Raw genomic sequence first — 19,202 nt, forward strand, 5'->3', positions numbered from 1 at the left:
TTGCCTCTCCTCTCTAGCCTCGATTGAACTGACGCAGGAAACGAACGTCGTTGGTATAAAAATGGCGGATGTCCTCCACCGCATATTTGAGCATCGCAATTCGTTCTACACCCATGCCGAATGCAAAGCCGCTTACTTCCTCAGGGTTGTAGCCGGCCATTTCCAGTACGCGCGGGTGTACCATACCAGCACCCAAAATTTCGATCCAGCCTGTTTGCTTACATACACGGCAGCCGTGACCACCGCAGTTGAAGCATTGCAGGTCTACTTCTACGGAAGGCTCCGTGAACGGGAAGAAGCTTGGGCGCAGACGAATTTGTTGGTTTTCCCCGAACATTTGACGTGCAAATGTCAAGAGGGTACCTTTTAAGTCACTCATCCCGATTTTTTTATCAATCACGAGACCTTCGATCTGCGTGAATTGATGGGAGTGAGTCGCATCGTCATCATCGCGGCGATACACTTTACCCGGACAGATCATTTTGAGTGGCGTCTTTCCTTCTTTTTTCAACATCGTACGTGCTTGCACAGGAGATGTCTGCGTACGGAGCAGTAGCTCTTCTGTGACGTAGAATGTATCTTGCATATCGCGCGCCGGGTGATCTTTCGGCAGGTTCAGCATCTCGAAGTTGAAGTGGTCCATTTCTACCTCAGGACCTTCTGCCACCTCAAAGCCCAGGCCGATGAAGATGTCTTCGATCTCTTCAATGATCCGAGAAAGCGGGTGCATGGTGCCTGCTGGTACTGGACGTCCTGGCAGTGTCACATCGATCGTTTGAGAAGAAAGCTTGGCATTCAGAGCCGCTTCTTCAAAAGCTTGTTGTTTGCCGGAGAACGCTGCCTCCAGCGCTTCCCTTACTTCGTTCACCAGCTGACCGACAACTGGACGCTCTTCTGGGGACAGGCCGCCCATTCCACGCAGCAGTTCTGTCAACTCGCCCTTTTTCCCCAGGTATTTGACACGCAAATCCTGAAGTTGTGCGGCTTCTGTCACTTGGCTGATTTGGCCCAGTGCGGACTCTTTCATTTCTTGCAACCGAGTTTGCACTTCGAATCGCTCCTTTTTCCATTTGATAAAAAAAAAAGAAAAACCCGCCCCAGAAAAGGGACGAGTTACTTTTTTCTCGCGGTACCACCCTTGTTAGACAATTCACTTCCAGCCTGTGACAAATCCATGACAATATCACTAGTGGAAAGAGACATTTGTCTCACTTCAGATCATTGGTAACGGGTATGACCCGGCTGCTCCTACTGCGCGAAAAGCGGTTCAGAGTGCGGCTTTGGAGTGAATTCGGCAGCTATCATGTTAAAGATGCTCGCAGTCTGTGACATCTTCTCCCTGAAAAACAGATAGGCCCTGCGTACTAGTCTCCGTCATCGCTTTACGTTATAATTGTGACGTAAGGAAAATTATAGCGCAACAAGAGAGAACTTTCAATTCTACAAATGTTACATATCAAGAGAGTGTTTTCATGTGTATGACCACTTCGAAAGGGGATTTTGACATGATTGATAATGTTTCCGCCCTTTACGATAAGACAAGCAACTGCCGCCATTGCCAAGCGACCTTTTCGACCAAAAGGATCAGAAGCGGTACGTTGACGATGCTTCATCGCGACAGCGATTTTTATACCACCTTTAAAGAGCAATCCTTAAATCCCATTTTATATACCGTCAATGTTTGCCCTGAATGCGGCTTTGCTTTTACGGATCAATTCCGGGACAAGCTTGCCCCCTGGCAAAAGCAGATTGTGGATGAACAAATCTCCTCGAAATGGACGCCGAAAGATTTTGGCAAGGTTCGTCATGTACCAGAAGCCATTGTCAGCTACAAGCTGGCCATTTACGCAGCTGAAATAACGGATCAGCCCCATTCCGTAAAAGCGGGTCTGTATTTGCGCCTTGCATGGCTTTATCGATTCCAGAAAAATATCGCGGAAGAAATGCGCTTTATCGATATGGCAGTGGAAGAATATGAACAATCGTATATTCATTCCGACTATACACGCGGCGACAAGGAAATGACCGAAGTCCGCTTGCTGTACTTGATTGGTGAGCTCTACCGCAGACTCGAAAAGTTTGACTTAGCCATCAAGTATTTCGGCAAAGCACTCGCCTTTCGCAATCATACCATTGAGAGCGGCATTATTCGGATGGCGCAAGATCAATGGCAGCTCGCGCGTGAAGAGTACAAAGAGAAGAAAAGTGAGCAAAAGATCGGCTAAGCATGCCGATCTTTTCTTTTACGCTGTGCCTCGTATACAAAAATTCCTGCCGCGACCGCCGCATTCAGCGACTCTGCGCCGCCATAAAGCGGGATGTGAACGAATTGATCAGCCCTGGCAAACATCTCTTTGGAAACGCCTCGTCCTTCATTGCCGATGACCATTGCCGTCAGACCAGCATAGTCAGCCTCGTCATAGGAAACACTGTTTTGCTCCAAGGAGGAGATCAAAACTCGCCCTCCCTTTGCCTTCCATTCATCTGCCGTCTCGACTAATGATTGCGTAAAGACAGGGATGCGGAACAGCGCCCCCATTGTGGCTCGTAGCACTTTTCCGTTGTAAATATCAACGCTGCCACTTCCAAGCACGACACCATCGACTGCTGCCGCCTCTGCTGTGCGCAAAATCGTTCCGAGGTTGCCCGGGTCTTGTATTTCGTCCAAAAAGAGGAGCAGCAAGCTTCCTTGTTTCTCCCTCTTCTTATCTACCCATTTTGCCCAATCTGCTGCTGTTTTCTTCACTTCGGCCACAATTCCTTGCGGCGACTTTGTTTCGGAAAGTTTCGCCAGCACTGCTTCTGATGCCGCAATGACCTGGACAGCTTCCGGATGATTAGCCAGAGCACGCTGACAGGCAGGGTCCATATCACGCTGCTGATCGTAAATAACCGTGACTACCTCCGCCCCGCTTTTTAACGCCTCCTCTACCAAATGCGCCCCTTCCACGAGAAAACGCTGCTGTTCTTCCCGTCCTTTTCGTGACAGCAACTGGTGCAATCGCTTTACCAGAGGGTTTTGTACCGAAGTAATCATTTCATTTGTCATAAACCTATGCCCGCTCCTCAAATTCACGTAAGTCTTTGTTGTTCCCGATCACCACAAGCACGTCGCCGTATTGGATGACTTCATCCGGGCTAGGAGCGATGTTGAATTTATCTCCGCTTTTGATGGCAATAACGTTGACCTCGTATTTTTTCCGAATATCCAGCTGCCGCAAGTTTTGACCGACCAGCTTGGAAGACACGACTACCTCCGCCACGCTGTAGTCCTCTGCCAGCTCAATAAAGTCAAGAACGTTAGAGGAGATCAGATTGTGGGCGACCCGAACTCCCATGTCACGCTCAGGAAATACGACACGGTCAGCTCCCACCTTGTACAATACTTGTCCATGACGCTCATTCTGTGCTTTTGCCACGATCTTTTTGACACCCAAGTCTTTCAGCGTCAACACCGTCAGGATGCTCGCCTGAATATCGACCCCAATGGCCACGACGACTACGTCAAAATTGCGAATGCCGATTTCCTTCAAGGCGCGTTCATCCGTAGAATCAGCTGCTACCGCGTGCGTTACGTATTGAATATTTTCGTTAATACGCTCCTCGTTCTCATCTATTCCCATGACTTCATAATCCATCTCGTACAGCGTTCTCGCCACGCTAGAACCAAAACGTCCCATCCCGATAATGGCAAATTGCTTGGACATGTTAATCTTCTCCTTTACGGAACTTACCAATAACAAGCATTATAGCACAACCAAAACATCCGCAACAAAGCGGCCATGTCCGTTTTTTGCTCATGCATGGTATGCACGATTCCGGGTTTACAAATACTATGGCTTGAATTCATTCTCACAAGAGAGGTGCAACCACGGTCATGAACATTGCCTCACTCAATTTACGTCAAGCGATCATGTACAAAATGCAAGGCTCAGATCCAAACGCAGTGGAAGAAACCATCAGTGACGCGATCTCAAGCGGTCAGGAGAAGACTCTCCCCGGTTTAGGCGTTTTGTTTGAAGTGCTGTGGCAAAACAGCGATGCCGCCTCTCGTCAGACGATGATCAATACCATTGCGGAGCACTTGCCTGAGCAAGCCGAAAAACCGATCTAAACACATCGTTAAAAACAAAGCGTGAGGAAAACACCATTCACTAAGGGAGAGGCTCTATGTCTCTCCCTTGTTCGTTGTTCCCATTTTGCCCTTTGATGATTTTATTGCGCACGAAATGGGTGATGGCAAGCAAGATGGGAACGAAGATAGTAACCATATATCCCATGACGACCAGGTGATTTGTATATGAAAATAACTCCACGATATTTTGCGGTACTAATGTAAAGTAAAAAAGTGGCACCATCATCACCACCGCGCTGATTTGCTGAAAGCGAATGCCTTTGCGAAACCAACGCCGCAGTGAAAAAATCGTCGCATAAAACATATTCCCGATCGTCGTAAACACAGAAGCAACCCAGATCGCGAGAAACGCCGACTCAAATCGCTCCAAAAACCAGCCTGCCCTCTGTGTCACCTTGACCAGTTCAAGCGTAGGCCAAACCAGCCTCTGCAACTCTTCATAGCCAAATACAGTGATGCCTGCAATGACAGAAAGCACATAAACGACAAGCGTAAAGCCCATGCCTGTCATACTTGCCAGTCCAAGCCTTGCACCTGGAATGGAGAAGGCAAAATAAACCATTAACAGCTCATATCCGGTATAAAGTGTATAGGTATCCATACCTGTTTTGACGACATCTGTCCACGACTCTACGTGGAATGGCAGTAAATTGTACCAATCTGCGTTCATAAGAGCGACAAGTGGAATCAAAAGAGACGGTAACAGGAGAAAAGGAATCAGCAGCTCATTTACCCTTGCCACAACTTCAATCTCATGACAACAAAGAAATACAACCAGCAATAGCAGTGTGACGATAATGGCCTCTAGCGGGGTATTCGGCAATACTGAGGTTACGACAACTTCCCCGAACAATCTGGCTGTTATTCCCGCATTGAAAAACTGATAGAGTATGAAAAAAAACACACAGATGGCACCTAAAACAGTACCAAATATCCGCGGCATAAATTCCACAAAGGTAAGACCTGGAAACTGCTTACCTAAATACACAATAGCCGCCACTGCCACGGATGCTATCAAACAGCCTGTAATAGGACCGATCCACCCCATTTGATGCAGAAGAACAGTAGACGTTCTCGGGATAGTGAGTAAGCCCACCCCAATCATCGAACTGATCATAATGCTCGTAAGTTGCCAGGTACCAAAATTTCGTTGTTGATTCTCCACAGTGATCGCTCTCCTATTGCATTTCCATACCAAGGCGCCGCAGCTTAATTGTGTATGTAACGCGAACCGGAAAATCCCTGAAATCTTCCTTCCAGTTGTGCTTCTTCCAGTATTCATGGTAATGCTTTGCACGAAGGGTAAGACCCAGCTTCAAAATGTCGCTATTATACTGCTTTTGCAATTGGAGCAAGAGCTTTTTTGCGCGTTCTTCCATTTCTTTTTTGATAAGCGCCTGCATTTGAACGATGAATTGCTCTGGCGGGATTTTCAGGTCTTCTGTTAATTCGACGATATCCCCTTGAAGCTCGCAATGATAAGTAGCTGAAAAGGGCTCCGATCCTTTTGATTTTGTATTTCCCTGTTCTTGAATCATCAGCTTTTTTTTTACAAAATGCGGACGGAAGCTCACATAACCGTTCTTGGTATTCGGCAACGGAATGATAATGTCTCCACCTGGTTTTTCATTGCGCAGTTGGATCAATGCCCATGACTGTACGCGATTCAGTATCCCCACCATCTTGTGCCCACGAAACACAGCAACCCCCTTCCAGCTCACCTCTTTTTTGGTGGCCTCTACATAATTAAGAAACGGCTCCATGGTTACATTGGAGGTCTGATTGAAATAGTCACCTAACGTTTGGTCGGGGATTCTCCCTAATTTCATTCCATTCTCGATCAACCCCATCAAGAAGACGACCGGAATTTGCTCCAGCCCCGGCTTGATTTCCAGCAGAGTGGAGGCCTTGCCTTTTACGACGATCGGCCACAAAAGACGCCGTATTTGAGGTTCGCGGCGGAAGCTGTCCATAATGTCTTGAATCCCCTCCTTGGCGATCTCCTCACTCAAAGCGAGAACTCGCGTATGTCCAAGAAACAATCGTTGGTTCAATCGCATTTGCAGGTTGTTGGAAGCATCTGTTACCGTTCGTCCCGTGACGCTCATGATTTTCACTGCATCCGCATTGCTTCCTCCCCCCTGCCCGCTGCTACCCGCGATTTTGATTGGAATCGGAATTTGGACGGTTATTTTATACAGATTTTTATCCTCTTCTGCCCGATCGATCGCAATCGCCAATACCGATGCCCGCTCTTCCAATTCACGCCTGTCCCAACACCCTGTCAACAGGCACATACAGATGAAAAACAGAGTAAAGCTCCTCAGAGACTTACCCATCGACATTCTCTCCCTCCCGTTTGGACATCATGTCACGGATGAGTATGGCTATCCAGTAAACGACGGGGATGAGCAAATTGATGAATAAGCTAGACAACCCCAACAACGAAGCTACTTGAAATACCTCTGGGATGTTTTGCGGTATAAGGGAAAAGTAGAACAAAGGGACGAGCAGGACTGCAGCCATGCCTCTTTGAAACCAAATTCCTTTGCGAAACAACTGTCTCAGTGAGTAAACGACAACGTAAAACGCATTTGCTACCGTAGTGAAAACAGCCGAAACCCACACCGCCAAAAAGGCTGACTCCAACCGTTCCAAGATAAATCCAGGCACCTGCGTCGTCTTGACCAATTCAAGCGTCGGCCACGTCACCCTTTGAAGTTCTTCGTATCCGAATACTGAGATACCAGCGACAACAATTAACATGTAGAGCAATGCGGCAATTAAAAGACTGTAAAATCCTGCTAACTCCTTGTTCGTGTTTTTCTGTGCATAAGCGAAAAAGACGAACATAATTTCAAACCCGGAATAAGAATAGATCCCTTCGTATACCCCCTCCGCCATCGAACGAATCGACACATGAGTAATTGGCAGTAGATTCCCAAATTCCGCTTTTTGGAACGACGCAAGCGCAATGAATAACAGCGGCAAGATAATAAAGGGAAACAATAGCTCGTTCACGCGGGCGACCACTTCTACCTCATGCATGCACAAAAAGAAAACGAGCAAAAACATCGTCAGTAGCATTACTTCCAGCGGAGTCTGCAAAAGAACGGACGTCACAACCACTTCGCCAAAAACACGCGAAACGACTGCCGTGGAAAAATACAGGTATACCAGATAGATACTAATCCAAGGAAGGCTGAATACTTTACCCACCCAAGGACGACTGGCCGAGCCCCATACCTTGTGACTATATTCAATGAATGTTTCCCCCGGGTATCGCTTGCTCAATTTGACGATTAACCACAAGGAAACAAATGCACCTGCTGAGCCAATCAGAGGTGCGATCCAGCCTGCCTCGAATAATTTGGAGCTGGTGGTACGAGGAAGGGTCAAAACGCCGACACCGATCAAGGTACTTGTCATGAGACAAATTTGCTGCCACATCGATAGAGTTTGGTGCCAGCTGTGCCCCTCGTTCCGGCTCATTTCCGGTTATCCTCCTCTCTCATTCGCGTTTTATCTTGAACATGAAACATCATCGGTCTTGTTTTCATAAGATGATGAGGAGCCCGTATGAACAAGTCCTTCATTCCCGTTAGGTTGATCGGACTAAGTGGAGACATATAGGGTACTCCAAATGATTTCAGGGAAGACAAGTGAATGAGGATGACGATCAAAAACAGCATAATACCGTAAAGACCAAACATCCCCGCCAAGAACATAACCGGAAAGCGGAGCATGCGAATGGCGATTGCTGCACTGTAGCTAGGTGAAGCGAACGAACCTATTGTTGTGACAGCCACGATGATCACCATAACAGGACTGACAAGCCCAGCTGTTACCGCTGCTTCCCCTACGACGAGCGCCCCAACAATCCCGATCGTAGGACCTATTGGCCCCGGCAGCCTGACGCTTGCTTCCCGCAAAATCTCGATGGCTAACTCCATAAACAAGGCTTCGATTAAAGAAGGGAAGGGTACGGTAGATCGTCCTGCCGCCATCGCAATGACCAGCCGAGAAGGGATCATCTCTGGATGGAACGAGCTAAAAGCGATATAGAGAGACGGGAGCAGCAAGGCGATGCTGATACTGATAATCCGAATAAAACGGATCAAGGTCGCGATGTAAAATCGCTCGTAATAATCCTCTGGACTCTGATAAAACTGCGAAAATACAGCCGGAGCAATCAAACCGAACGGTGTACCGTCTACCAGAATGCCTACTTTTCCTTCCAATAGATTGGCCACCACTTTGTCGGGACGTTCTGTATTTTGAATCTGCGGGAATGGGGACCATCTGCGATCCTGGATCATTTGTTCGATATACCCGCTTTCCAGTACAGAATCCACATGAACACTCTCTATTCGCGCAATCACTTCCTCCACCATCGGGGGATACGCAATGCCGTCGATGTACATGACGTATATGTCAGTCTGCGTTCGTTCACCGACAACCATATGACGCACTCTGAGATTGGGGTCCTTCAAGCGGAAGCGGATCAGCGCTGCATTCACGCACAACGTCTCACAAAAACCATCTCGTGGCCCTCGTACGACTGATTCCGTCTGAGGCTCTTCCACTGAACGCCTGTCCCAACCTCTCGTGTTATTCAAGTAGGCGTTTTGACACCCATCGATGATCAGTACCGCACATCCAGACAAAATATTTCGGACGATCTGCCTCAATTTGTCTGTCAAATCCAGCTCATTTGTCGCCGGATCATGATAGGTGATATCGGGAGTCGTCATATAGCGGATAATAAAATCACTGATGACATTGCGATCCACCATGCCATCTATAAAAACGATAGCGGCTTGAGCCTTCGACTTTGTTTGAAAACGACGCACGACGAGATCGTCACACTTTCCAAACTGCGCTTCAATCAATTGAATGTTTTCTTCCACATTGGTCGTGAGCGTGACATCCGAGACGCTTTCCATGCTCTTGTTGGTGTATTGCTCCAACGCTTTTGACTGAAGGGCTTCTTTTCTTTTTTGCCATGCTTGAAAAAACTGGCTCATCCTGCTCACCCTTCCATGGAATGTAGCCTGCCTACAGGTACGGATAGTGTGCCCAATAATGGAAAGGAAATCCGCAAAAGAAAAACAGGTCCAACCAAAGTCGGACCTGTTAAGCAACTACCTCGCGCTTGTTTTCAAATTTCTCGTAGCTCTTCTCTTGCATAATCGTCTTTAAGATCTGGACACTTTCCCAAACCTCTGTATAAGTTGTATAGAAAGCAACCGGAGCTAACCGGATGATGTTTGGTGCACGGAAGTCAGGAATAATGCCCGCTTCCTTCAAGGCCTTGCATATCCGTATGGCCTCGTCGTGCTCAAGGCTGACATGCCCACCTCGGCGTTCATCCTGCTGTGGGTTCGCAATGGTAAAGCCCATGTCTGCCAGCTCCACCTCGATCAAATCCATCATGAACCGCGTTAAGCCAAGCGACTTGGTACGAAGCTTTTCCACAGACACTTCCTGGAACATTTCCAAGGAACCAAGCAGTGGGGCGAGACTCAGCATATGTGGGGTACCAATCTGGTAGGCGCCCGCATTTTCGCATGCATCCAGCGTATGTTCCATGTCAAATTGCTTATCCTTTTTCGAACTGAACCATCCCGCCAAGCCCGGAGCCCTGCCAAAATGCTTGCGGTTGACATAGAGGCTGCCTACACTTCCGGGCCCTGCATTTACGTATTTGTAGTTGCACCAGTATGCAAAATCCACTCCCCATTTGCTGAAGGAATGCGGGATCGCTCCTACAGAGTGACACCCGTCAAAACCAATCAGAATGCCTCTCTCATGTGCAGCTGCTGTCAACCGTTCGATATCGAGCAGCTGGCCACTGCGATACAGGACCGTCGGAAGGACTACCAGTGCTACTTCATCCGTCATCGCATCGATTATATCCTCTTCTTCAATCAGGCGGCCATCTCTTGACGCTACCCGAACCAAATGCTCTTCCGGGTCCAGTCCATGGAGCTTCATTTGACTCTGGAGTGCGTATATATCGGTAGGGAAATCCAGCTCGGTCGCAATCACCTTCGTCCTCTTTCCAACCGGATGATAGAAGGTAGCTGCCAGCTGATGGAGGTTGATCGTCGTAGACCCCGTTACGATCACTTCCTCGGGGCTTGCCCCTACAAGTGCTGCGCTCATCTCTCCCAATTTCTCCGAGAAGAAAAACCACGGATGGTTACCCGTTGTCCAGCCTTCCACACCCAGCTCCTTCCAAGACTGCATCATGTCCAGTACGCTCTTTTCCGCTCTTTTTGACATGAGCCCAAGCGAGTTGCCATCCAAATACAGGCTCGGAAGCAGATAAAACTCTTCGCGATAGCTCGCGAGTTCGTCCTGTGCATCCAATTGCTGTGCGTACGCTTTCGTTAGGGGGCTTGATTGAGACATAGCTACCTCCTCAGCTTGTTCTATCGTTTCCTCCTATTATAGGCTGAATTTTCAAACAAGAGAATCATATTTACAAAAAGAAAATCTCGTGCCATCTACGACACGAGATTTTTATCCAAGTATAGCTGCGTTAACCAAATGACTAGCAAGATTTGCGCGATGCAAAAGAGCGGGAGCAGGATGAGAAAAGACATATGCTTGGTCTTATGCCGTTGAATGAGCATACCCTCAAGCGCACCGATCCCTCCTCCTAAAAATGCGACCAACAAAAGACTCAGTTCCGGAACCCGAAAACCTTTTTCTTTCGCCAGACGCTTGTCTGTCTGCATCAGGTAATAAGCATAGCCATTCAGCAGCAAAGCTCCTGCCGCCAGCACCCAGATATTCGAATTGAAGTATCCTGCCAAGAGGAGGACCCAGCTTATGACGAGCACCAGCACGAAATTGCGGCGGTGGGCAGCTAATTGTTGATGGTACATTTCTTATTCTCCTTTTGCCCGATATGCCCGATTTGCCATAAACTGCTTGCGTACGAAGAATACCACAGCCAATACAACCACGATCACCAGCAAAGCGTAGAAACCGTATTTGCGGATGACTTCGATAATGGCTTCCACATTATTACCGAATACATGGCCGAGAAAGTAAAAGCCGATGGTCCAAACCAATCCGATCGGATAAGACAGCATCGCATAACGACGAAACGTCATACCGCCAAGCCCGACCAAATAAGGTACGACATGACGGACAACCGGAAATAAGTAGCTGATGCAAAGAGCAGCAGTACCATACTTCTCCAGCAAGCCCGTTGATCGATTCACGGCATTCCTCGTTTTCTCGGTTTTGCACAGCCATTGCAATATCGGTTTCCCAAAGTACTTTCCAAGTAAAAAGCCAATCGTCAATCCGGAGGCAACCCCTAAATATCCCGCTAAAAAAGAATACCAAGGGTTTAAAACGCCGATGGAGGCAAGAAATCCTCCTGTAGCGACAACCAGCTCATCGGGAATCGGCAAACCGACAATCCCTAGCCAAAGCAGGAAAAAAATCGCTACGTAGCCGTATTGCTCTATGATTGACATCAGCAGGTCGACTTCCATGAGGCAAAATCCCCTATCCTTGCCACAGTGCGGTCATTTCTTGACATACTAGCAGCTATGGCATCGCACGATATCTGACTCTATGTATTACGTATGAATCTCAAAAAAGGTACTTGTTTATTTTGCAATAGATGCACGTATTTTATCAAGCACAGATACACCAGGACTCTATCATGATAGATGTTTGAGCGCTTCACGTCTGGACAGGCTCGCGATTGGAGTCGCTTCTACAAATTCACGCACGGCGTTGGGATTTGTTTTCGCATACTCTCTCAACGCCCAGCCGATTGCCTTCTGAATAAAAAACTCTTTGGAATCCGCGCATCTTTCCACCAAGGAAAAAAGCAGTCGCTGATCTGTCTTGTCCTTGTACGACAACTGAAATAAAATCGCCGTTCGTTGCAGCCACATGTTTGCTCCATCCATCCAGGCTGTCGTATTCGGCTCGATCAGTTCGGGATGCAAGGCAAACAATTTGCCTGTTGCATGGGAAGCCAAATAATCCACGGTATCCCACCACGATTTTGTCGTGATAAGTTCAACAACGAACGGGAGATGGTCAGGGGTGAGACGCTTTTTGGACTTCTCGAGTACGTCAAGCGCTACATACTGGTACTCTCGCGCTGGCAAAGCCCACAAGGAACGAACGACCTGCTCCCAATTTTCGGGAGCGCCATAATCACGAAAGATTTGTTTGGTCAGTTCTTTGCGCTGCGGCGATTTTATTCCCAGAAAAGGAAAATGATTTTTCATGTACTGCGCCATGGGGCCAGCCACAATTGAATCGCCATGTGTACGCAACAGTCCCTCGACAGCCCCCGTATACTCGCTTGCGTTCATCTGCGTCTACTCCCCCAACTCCTCTGATATCTGGTGGTTTAGCCTGCTGCTTGGACGTCCTGCTTGACGACAGCAAAAGCATTTTGCTCTTCATCTTTGTACGGATAATACACGACGAGTATAAAGTCACCCTCGACAATCTCACCAGTCTCCAACCATTTTTCAATGTCAAAGGTCACCTTGGCAGTCAGCGTGTGCTTGAAGTAATCTTTTTCCAATGCAGCATGTGCCGCAAAATCATCGCGGAGTCGCTCACGCTGCTCGGTTAGGACAGCGAACGTCTGCTGCATCTCTTCCTTGTCCATGACATCCTCCCACCACAGCTTGCGCGGGCGATGCTTCTGGTTGCGCAGGAAATCGAATTTCATCATGCTGAGCACATGACCCATACCGTCTACTTGCTGGAAATGCAAAAACTTCTGCAAGCGCACGAACAAATCCTCTAATTGATGGCCGATTCGGCTCCAGCCTTGATTTTCCCAATAGTCGCCAAATGCCTGGAAGAAGTCAAAAGCCGTCTCGAATTGATTCGCCAACAGCCACTCCACTGTATAGTCCATCCGGTGCGCATTCCAGTACTTTTCCAGAATGTCTTCTACACGCTTGATTTTTTGCATGTCATCAAAGGAAAGGACGTTGTTCCCCAAAATTTCGTAAGGTGCCTCATCCATAAAAACATAGCCGTGATTAGCCGCACGCGCACGAACACCTGTCCCGCGCAGCATTTTCAAAAAGCCGAGCTGAAGCTCTTCCGGGCGTAGACCAAACACGTCATTGAAGGTTTTGCGGAAGGATGCATAGTCTTCCTCAGGCAAACCAGCGATCAAGTCCAGATGCTGATCGATTTTTTTCGAATCCTTGATCTGTGTCACTGTACGCGCAAGGCGATCGAAGCGCTGAATCCGCTGAACAAGGCGGTTGGTCTCATCATTCGTGGACTGAACCCCAATCTCGAAGCGGAAAATGCCTGGCGGTGCGTTCTCGGTCAAGAAGTCGAGTACGTCTGCACGCAAAATGTCTGCCGTGATCTCGAATTGAAAGATTGTCCCATTGTGGTTGTCGATCAAAAACTGAAAGATTTCCAACGCATATTTTTTATTGATGTTAAATGTGCGATCCACGAACTTGATCGTTTTGACGCCGTGATTGATCAAACGCATGAGATCTTCTTTCACTCGTTCCAGACTGAAATAGCGTACGCCGTCTTCAATCGACGACAGACAGTATTGGCATTTGAACGGACAGCCACGGGAAGCCTCAAAATAGACGACGCGGTTGTTCAGCTCGTCCAGATGGTCCGCGTATGGCGAAGGAATGCTGTCCATCTCTTCCACTTGCGCACGCGGCATGGAAAAACGAACGTACTCCTCTTCGCGATAAGCGATTCCGGCTACATCACGCAGGCGTGGAGTCTGCTTGGTTTGCAATGATTCCTGATACACCTGCAAAAGCTCCAAAAAGGTCTGCTCCCCTTCACCAATGCAGATGACATCGATTTCAGGATGCTTCTTCATCCATTCGTCCGCATCATAGGTTACCTCTGGTCCCCCGAGGATAATTGGAACATCCGGGCAAATCTTTTTCAACGTGCGAATGACACTAAGCGTCTCGCGAATGTTCCAGATATAACAGGAAAATGCAACGACATCGGGCTTGCGCTTGTGTATATCTGCTACTATATTTAACGTCACATCGTTGATGGTATACTCCACCAGCTCAATCGAAGGAAATGCTTCCTGGGCATAGCTCCGCAAATAGCGCAAAGCGAGAGAGGAGTGAATAAACTTGGCGTTTAAGGTCGATAGTAAAATCTTCATGGATGGGTCTACTCTCCTTGCAAAATTCGGCACCAAAAAACCATCTGCAATCGATGGTTCATGGTCTGACCGATCTTTTTCCTTTCGTAACAGTACCATACGAGACTAGTAACGGCAAATCGTTACCGGTTTAATTCGCGCACCACATGCCCCAGCTCCGGCACGATCAACCGATTCATCGCCAGTCGCACCGCACCTGTCGAGCCTGGCGTGGAAAAAATCATTTTCCCTTTCCGCGTCCCTGCAATCGCACGACTGAGCATCGCTGCCGAACCGATGTCTTCTGTGAAGCTCAACATCCGAAACAGCTCGCCAAATCCCGGCATTTCCTTATCAAGCAAGCCAGAAACAGCCTCAAAGGTATTGTCTCGAGGCGAAATGCCGGTACCGCCATTGAGAAGAATGACTTGAACGTCGTCATGTGCGATTCCTGCTTCGATTGCCGCAATGACCTGTACAGGCTCGTCCTTAACAATTTGATAAAGTACAACGCTGTGACCAGCTTCAGTCAGAAGCTCTTTCATTAACTGTCCGCTTTTATCTGTATCCTCTGTCCGAGTATCGGAAACGGTAATGACCATGCATGTGACTTGCTTGGGCGATAGCGCCTTGTGTTCCTGCGTACTCATCCGTAATTTCCTCATTTCTTCAATATATATCTTTTCTCATGATACCATGTTCGCGATTCCAATACCCTCGTCGTTCCGACAACAATTTCTTCACTCCCTATACCCGAGATGCTTCGCTTTCCTATATAATGCTGATGACTGCTATTTTTTCGACAGACAAGGAGGCGTGCGCGAATGCCAGAGCGACCTTATTTTTCTTTTCATTTCCACAAACAATCGCACACACCGATCTATGTACAACTCGCTGAACAATTAAAAACAGCGATTCTGCGTGGTGCCTTTCTTGTAGATGGACAACAATTGATATCGCTGCGAGATATGAAAACAATTAGCGGCTGCTCGTTGGAGACAGTCAAAAAAGCATACGATCATCTTGCTTTGGAAGGCTGGCTGGAAGCTGTGCACGGTAAAGGCTATTACTTGACGCAGCTTGCCAAAGAAGCTCGTTTGGAAAATCGCCTCCCGCTCACAGATATTCCGATTGCTTCCCTAGCTGATTCCTCCCCTCGTCCAAGCGAAGAGTTGGTGAAGCGATTACGTGGTGCTTTTTATGAGAGCCTGACCGTGTTGGATGAACCGTCCGCGAAGAAGAAAATCATGCGAACGCAGGCTGCCAAGGTTTTCGCTGATCACCTCAGCCGAAGGGGACTGCCCCACTCTCCAGAGCGCCTTCTGCTTTTTAACAGAAGCACGAGCGGCTTCGCCTTCCTAGCACAGCGCGTCATGAATGCGCGTGATGTCGTCTACGTGGAGGAGTATAGCTATCCCGTGTTCCTGCGCCTGCTGAGCCAGTGCGGTATTACGGTTCGCCCGATTCGCATGGATGAAGAAGGAGTTTGTATTCAAGCCCTCAATGAAGAGCAGGAGCATTATCCTGCCAATTGGCTGTTGATAAACCCGCATTACCAATTCCCTACAGGCATCAGCTATTCATTGAAACGAAAGGAAGAGCTTCTCGAATGGGCACAGAATCATAACGTACGTCTTATTGAAAACGATCATTATGGCGACCTTTGGTTTGAAGAGCCGAGTGTTCCGCTGTACCAGATGGCTGCGCAGGCAAAAAGCACAATCGAGGTCTACTATTTGCATTCTTTGTCCAAAACACTGGCTCGCGATCTGCAATTGGGCGTGTTAATGCTTCCTTCTGAATTATCGAATGATGAATTAGAGCGCTACAGCCAGCTTGTTTCCATGACCGGAGCGGAACCTTCCCTGCTCGTCGTAGAGGCAGCCGTTCAACTCCTCGATGATCCATGGTTTTATGAAGAGTTTCTGGCAGATCGACGCGCCCTGTTCCAGGCCCGCTTCCTGCGACTCTGGCAGGAAAGACGGCACGCACTCCCCGATCACGCACGGATGTTCCCAATCACAGGCGGGTTAAATACGTGGATCAAATGGGGCACGCCAACCGCAAGAGCAACCGAACAAGAAGAGAGAGTCGTCGCTATATTGCGAGAGGAAGGTCTCGAACTGACTGGCGGCCATGCTTTTCGCGTAGCGGATGAGCCTGCCGATATTCTGCGCTGCCCGGCTGTCCGTTTCCCGCTTGCTCCACTGGAAGAACGAGAGTTGAAACATTGGCTTCACCGATTGGGTGCTGCTCTTCTTCGGTAAGTTTTCCAAGGGAAATGCCATACTAACAAATGGATTTCCCTATTTCCCTTTCACAAGACTCGAAAAAAGCCGAGGTATAACCTGCTATGATTAAAAAAATCGTAGAAAAACTTCACCTTGATCCACCAAAAACGCTTGTACTTGGGTTTGCCTTGATTATCTTCCTGGGAGCGCTGCTTTTGACACTCCCGGTCGCTACTGTGGATGGACTTGGTCTGCACTGGCTTGATGCTCTGTTTACGGCCACCTCTGCTACGTGTGTAACAGGCTTGGTTGTCGTCGATACTGGAACGACTTTCACGACCTTTGGTCAACTCGTCATTTTATCGCTCATTCAAATTGGCGGTCTCGGATTCATGACGTTCGCTACATTTTTCGCATTGATCATGCGCAAAAAGATCTCCTTGCGCGAGCGACTCATCCTGCAAGAATCCCTGAATCAGATGTCGATAGAAGGCATCGTACGTTTGGCCAAAATGATTTTGATTTTTACTGCCCTTACTGAGTTTATAGGCGGGGTGCTTCTCTCTATTCGTTTTGCCTTTGATTTTCCTCTGCAAAAAGCGATCTACTTCGGCTTTTTCCATGCGATTTCTAACTTTAACAACGCTGGTTTTGACCTTATGGGCGAGTTCGCCAGCTTGACAGCCTATGTGGAGGATCCGCTCGTTAATCTCGTCGTCTGTCTGATGATCATTCTTGGCGGTATTGGTTTCATCGTGGTCAGTGAGTTATACGATTATCGTCATAACCGCCGCTTGTCATTACATACGAAAGTCGTACTGACAACAACCGGTCTCTTGATTACAGCAGGAACAGTGCTTATTTTTATTTTGGAGTACAACAATCCAAAAACGTTGCAGCCCCTATCCATGATGGGCAAAGTGCTCGGCTCCTTCTATCAATCGGTTACACCCCGTACGGCAGGTTCCAACACATTGAATATCGGTGACATGTATCAGTCGTCGCTTTTCCTCATTATTATCCTGATGTTCATCGGTGCTTCCCCTGGCTCGACTGGTGGGGGTATCAAGACGACGACATTTGCCACACTGATTGGTGCAGTTATCGCCCAAGTAAAAGGGAAAGAAGATGTCATCTTCTTCCGGCAACGCATCCTGTCGCACATGGTCTACAAATCGCTGACATTGACTATGATTGCCCTGTTCATTGTGCTTGTCATGACGATGGTCCTCTCTATTACCGAAACAGGGGCGCGCTTTGAGATGGTCCTGTTCGAAGTCACCTCTGCTTTTGCTACAACTGGACTATCCATGGGACTAACTCCTAACCTAACACCCCTCGGCAAAGCGTTGATCATTTTGACGATGTTTGCTGGTCGGGTGGGACCTCTCACGATTGCCTTTGCCCTTGCGCAGCGCAAGCAGAAGGAATACTTCCGTTATCCAAAAGGGAAGATCACCATCGGATAAACCATATAAAAAGGATAAAACCCTGCCAAAGCACCCGAAGGACTTTGGCAGGGTTTCATATTGTGTAGATTTATTGTTTTTGCCACTGTTTGGACAGCTCGTCGCGAACCAGTTGACCCATCTCTACTGTGCCAATCGCTTTGCTTCGGTCTGCCGCGATATCGCCAGTGCGATGTCCTGCTTCCAGTACGGACCAAACTGCGTTTTCCACGGCTGCTGCCGCTTCATCCATACCGAGCGAGAGACGAAGCATCATCGCTACGGACAGAATGGTTGCCAACGGATTGGCAATGCCTTTTCCAGCAATGTCAGGGGCAGAGCCATGAACCGGTTCATACAGGCCAAAGCTGCCTGCTGCCAGACTCGCCGAGGACAGCATCCCAATAGAACCAGTCAGCATCGCCGCCTGATCGCTCAAGATGTCGCCAAACATGTTTTCCGTCACGATGACGTCAAACTGCTTTGGTTCTCGTACGAGCTGCATCGCGCAAGAGTCTACCAACTGATGAGACAGCTCTACATCTGGATAGTCGGCCGCTACTCGCTCGGCTACCTTGCGCCAGAGGCGGGAGCTTTCGAGGACGTTTGCCTTATCAACAGATACGAGACGCTTTTGGCGTTTGCGCGCAATGTCGAAGCCGACTCGAATGATTCGCTCGACTTCCGCTTCATGATAGATGCACTGGTCTTCTGCGACTTCACCGTTTGGACCGTCATAGCGTTTTTTCTCACCGAAGTAAATCCCCCCGGTCAGTTCACGTACAACGATCAAGTCAACGCCAGAAACGACTTCTGGCTTGAGGGAGGACGCATCCACCAGAGAGCTGTGCATGGTAGCTGGGCGAATGTTCGCAAACAGACCAAGCGCTTTACGAATGCCAAGCAGCCCTGTTTCTGGACGAAGATGCCCAGGATTCTGATCCCACTTCGGTCCGCCAACGGCTCCCAAGAGCACAGCATCCGCTTGCTTTGCCAGCGTTACCGTTTCTTCTGGCAACGGTGTTCCATCCGTATCGATTGCGATACCACCGATCCGGCCTTCTTCACATGTAAAAGTAACACCTTCAAGTTCCCCTACGAGTGTAAGGACTTTGACCGCTTCCTGCATGATTTCTGGTCCAATACCGTCTCCAGGAAGAACGGCGATGCGATAGTTTTTCTTCATCGTTTATCCCGCTTTTCTATACGTAATGGTTTCCGAACGCTGCTGGTTC

General features: G+C 48.4%; 18 protein-coding genes. 4 read left to right on the forward strand and 14 right to left on the reverse strand.

The window, feature by feature from the left end; translation table 11 throughout:
- Nucleotides 1-13 precede the first annotated feature (13 nt).
- Nucleotides 14-1,048 (reverse strand): phenylalanine--tRNA ligase subunit alpha, encoded by a 1,035-nt coding sequence (gene pheS, locus FB479_RS06900; protein ID WP_088906565.1) that lies wholly within the window; start codon nucleotides 1,046-1,048, stop codon nucleotides 14-16.
- 457 nt (nucleotides 1,049-1,505) lie between these two features.
- Here pheS and FB479_RS06905 point away from each other — a divergent pair, with 457 nt between their 5' ends.
- Nucleotides 1,506-2,225: a DUF2225 domain-containing protein gene (locus tag FB479_RS06905; protein WP_106657580.1), complete on the forward strand. Its 720-nt coding sequence runs from the start codon at nucleotides 1,506-1,508 to the stop codon at nucleotides 2,223-2,225.
- Here the strand turns inward: FB479_RS06905 and FB479_RS06910 are convergent.
- Nucleotides 2,222-3,049 (reverse strand): TrmH family RNA methyltransferase, encoded by an 828-nt coding sequence (locus FB479_RS06910; protein WP_142063594.1) that lies wholly within the window; start codon nucleotides 3,047-3,049, stop codon nucleotides 2,222-2,224. The genes FB479_RS06905 and FB479_RS06910 overlap by 4 nt on opposite strands.
- A gap of 4 nt (nucleotides 3,050-3,053) precedes the next feature.
- Complete coding sequence (locus FB479_RS06915; protein WP_007728524.1) at nucleotides 3,054-3,707, reverse strand: potassium channel family protein; 654 nt, start codon at nucleotides 3,705-3,707, stop codon at nucleotides 3,054-3,056.
- Between the two features lie 170 nt (nucleotides 3,708-3,877).
- Here FB479_RS06915 and sspI point away from each other — a divergent pair, with 170 nt between their 5' ends.
- Nucleotides 3,878-4,114, forward strand: a complete 237-nt coding sequence (sspI, locus tag FB479_RS06920) for a small acid-soluble spore protein SspI (protein ID WP_106657540.1) — start codon at nucleotides 3,878-3,880, stop codon at nucleotides 4,112-4,114.
- A 40-nt stretch (nucleotides 4,115-4,154) separates the two neighbouring features.
- Here sspI and FB479_RS06925 read toward each other — a convergent pair whose 3' ends face one another.
- The 10 genes from FB479_RS06925 to FB479_RS06970 form a co-directional block, all read right to left on the reverse strand.
- Nucleotides 4,155-5,300, reverse strand: coding sequence for a GerAB/ArcD/ProY family transporter (locus FB479_RS06925; RefSeq protein WP_142063597.1), 1,146 nt, complete (start codon nucleotides 5,298-5,300; stop codon nucleotides 4,155-4,157).
- 13 nt (nucleotides 5,301-5,313) lie between these two features.
- Complete coding sequence (locus tag FB479_RS06930; RefSeq protein WP_142063600.1) at nucleotides 5,314-6,474, reverse strand: Ger(x)C family spore germination protein; 1,161 nt, start codon at nucleotides 6,472-6,474, stop codon at nucleotides 5,314-5,316.
- Entirely contained in the window at nucleotides 6,467-7,627 is a 1,161-nt protein-coding gene (locus FB479_RS06935) for a GerAB/ArcD/ProY family transporter (RefSeq protein ID WP_106657538.1), read from the reverse strand. Before FB479_RS06935 ends, FB479_RS06930 begins: the two co-directional genes overlap by 8 nt.
- On the reverse strand, nucleotides 7,624-9,162 hold the full coding sequence (locus FB479_RS06940; protein WP_106657537.1) for a spore germination protein: 1,539 nt from the start codon (nucleotides 9,160-9,162) through the stop codon (nucleotides 7,624-7,626). Before FB479_RS06940 ends, FB479_RS06935 begins: the two co-directional genes overlap by 4 nt.
- Before the next feature lie 109 nt (nucleotides 9,163-9,271).
- Complete coding sequence (gene kynU / locus FB479_RS06945) at nucleotides 9,272-10,552, reverse strand: kynureninase (protein WP_106657536.1); 1,281 nt, start codon at nucleotides 10,550-10,552, stop codon at nucleotides 9,272-9,274.
- Between the two features lie 95 nt (nucleotides 10,553-10,647).
- Nucleotides 10,648-11,031: a DUF1294 domain-containing protein gene (locus FB479_RS06950; RefSeq protein ID WP_106657535.1), complete on the reverse strand. Its 384-nt coding sequence runs from the start codon at nucleotides 11,029-11,031 to the stop codon at nucleotides 10,648-10,650.
- A 3-nt stretch (nucleotides 11,032-11,034) separates the two neighbouring features.
- A complete protein-coding gene (locus FB479_RS06955) occupies nucleotides 11,035-11,652 on the reverse strand; it encodes a DedA family protein (RefSeq protein ID WP_142063602.1) in 618 nt (205 codons plus the stop codon).
- Between the two features lie 171 nt (nucleotides 11,653-11,823).
- On the reverse strand, nucleotides 11,824-12,492 hold the full coding sequence (locus FB479_RS06960) for a DNA alkylation repair protein (protein WP_106657533.1): 669 nt from the start codon (nucleotides 12,490-12,492) through the stop codon (nucleotides 11,824-11,826).
- 38 nt (nucleotides 12,493-12,530) lie between these two features.
- Complete coding sequence (locus FB479_RS06965) at nucleotides 12,531-14,309, reverse strand: B12-binding domain-containing radical SAM protein (protein WP_106657532.1); 1,779 nt, start codon at nucleotides 14,307-14,309, stop codon at nucleotides 12,531-12,533.
- A gap of 122 nt (nucleotides 14,310-14,431) precedes the next feature.
- Nucleotides 14,432-14,938, reverse strand: coding sequence for a MogA/MoaB family molybdenum cofactor biosynthesis protein (locus FB479_RS06970; RefSeq protein WP_106657531.1), 507 nt, complete (start codon nucleotides 14,936-14,938; stop codon nucleotides 14,432-14,434).
- Between the two features lie 174 nt (nucleotides 14,939-15,112).
- Between FB479_RS06970 and FB479_RS06975 the strand changes: the two genes are divergently transcribed.
- Both FB479_RS06975 and FB479_RS06980 read left to right on the forward strand, forming a co-directional pair.
- The gene (locus FB479_RS06975) at nucleotides 15,113-16,555 is read left to right on the forward strand and encodes an aminotransferase-like domain-containing protein (RefSeq protein ID WP_106657530.1); all 1,443 of its coding nucleotides are present in this window, start codon (nucleotides 15,113-15,115) and stop codon (nucleotides 16,553-16,555) included.
- A gap of 86 nt (nucleotides 16,556-16,641) precedes the next feature.
- Nucleotides 16,642-17,988, forward strand: coding sequence for a TrkH family potassium uptake protein (locus FB479_RS06980; RefSeq protein WP_142063605.1), 1,347 nt, complete (start codon nucleotides 16,642-16,644; stop codon nucleotides 17,986-17,988).
- 70 nt (nucleotides 17,989-18,058) lie between these two features.
- Here FB479_RS06980 and leuB read toward each other — a convergent pair whose 3' ends face one another.
- Nucleotides 18,059-19,153, reverse strand: a complete 1,095-nt coding sequence (gene leuB / locus FB479_RS06985; protein WP_106657528.1) for a 3-isopropylmalate dehydrogenase — start codon at nucleotides 19,151-19,153, stop codon at nucleotides 18,059-18,061.
- Nucleotides 19,154-19,202 lie beyond the last annotated feature (49 nt).

This window comes from Brevibacillus sp. AG162 (assembly GCF_006715575.1).
Lineage (GTDB): Bacteria > Bacillota > Bacilli > Brevibacillales > Brevibacillaceae > Brevibacillus > Brevibacillus brevis.

What these genes read in the sequence shown, in the direction of transcription:
- FB479_RS06905 (WP_106657580.1), top strand. Translation starts at nt 1,506, where the DNA reads ATGATTGATAATGTTTCCGCCCTTTACGATAAGACAAGCAACTGCCGC.
- FB479_RS06910 (WP_142063594.1), bottom strand. Translation starts at nt 3,049, where the DNA reads ATGACAAATGAAATGATTACTTCGGTACAAAACCCTCTGGTAAAGCGA.
- FB479_RS06915 (WP_007728524.1), bottom strand. Translation starts at nt 3,707, where the DNA reads ATGTCCAAGCAATTTGCCATTATCGGGATGGGACGTTTTGGTTCTAGC.
- sspI (WP_106657540.1), top strand. Translation starts at nt 3,878, where the DNA reads ATGAACATTGCCTCACTCAATTTACGTCAAGCGATCATGTACAAAATG.
- FB479_RS06930 (WP_142063600.1), bottom strand. Translation starts at nt 6,474, where the DNA reads ATGGGTAAGTCTCTGAGGAGCTTTACTCTGTTTTTCATCTGTATGTGC.
- FB479_RS06935 (WP_106657538.1), bottom strand. Translation starts at nt 7,627, where the DNA reads ATGAGCCGGAACGAGGGGCACAGCTGGCACCAAACTCTATCGATGTGG.
- FB479_RS06940 (WP_106657537.1), bottom strand. Translation starts at nt 9,162, where the DNA reads ATGAGCCAGTTTTTTCAAGCATGGCAAAAAAGAAAAGAAGCCCTTCAG.
- kynU (WP_106657536.1), bottom strand. Translation starts at nt 10,552, where the DNA reads ATGTCTCAATCAAGCCCCCTAACGAAAGCGTACGCACAGCAATTGGAT.
- FB479_RS06950 (WP_106657535.1), bottom strand. Translation starts at nt 11,031, where the DNA reads ATGTACCATCAACAATTAGCTGCCCACCGCCGCAATTTCGTGCTGGTG.
- FB479_RS06955 (WP_142063602.1), bottom strand. Translation starts at nt 11,652, where the DNA reads ATGGAAGTCGACCTGCTGATGTCAATCATAGAGCAATACGGCTACGTA.
- FB479_RS06960 (WP_106657533.1), bottom strand. Translation starts at nt 12,492, where the DNA reads ATGAACGCAAGCGAGTATACGGGGGCTGTCGAGGGACTGTTGCGTACA.
- FB479_RS06965 (WP_106657532.1), bottom strand. Translation starts at nt 14,309, where the DNA reads ATGAAGATTTTACTATCGACCTTAAACGCCAAGTTTATTCACTCCTCT.
- FB479_RS06970 (WP_106657531.1), bottom strand. Translation starts at nt 14,938, where the DNA reads ATGAGTACGCAGGAACACAAGGCGCTATCGCCCAAGCAAGTCACATGC.
- FB479_RS06975 (WP_106657530.1), top strand. Translation starts at nt 15,113, where the DNA reads ATGCCAGAGCGACCTTATTTTTCTTTTCATTTCCACAAACAATCGCAC.
- FB479_RS06980 (WP_142063605.1), top strand. Translation starts at nt 16,642, where the DNA reads ATGATTAAAAAAATCGTAGAAAAACTTCACCTTGATCCACCAAAAACG.
- leuB (WP_106657528.1), bottom strand. Translation starts at nt 19,153, where the DNA reads ATGAAGAAAAACTATCGCATCGCCGTTCTTCCTGGAGACGGTATTGGA.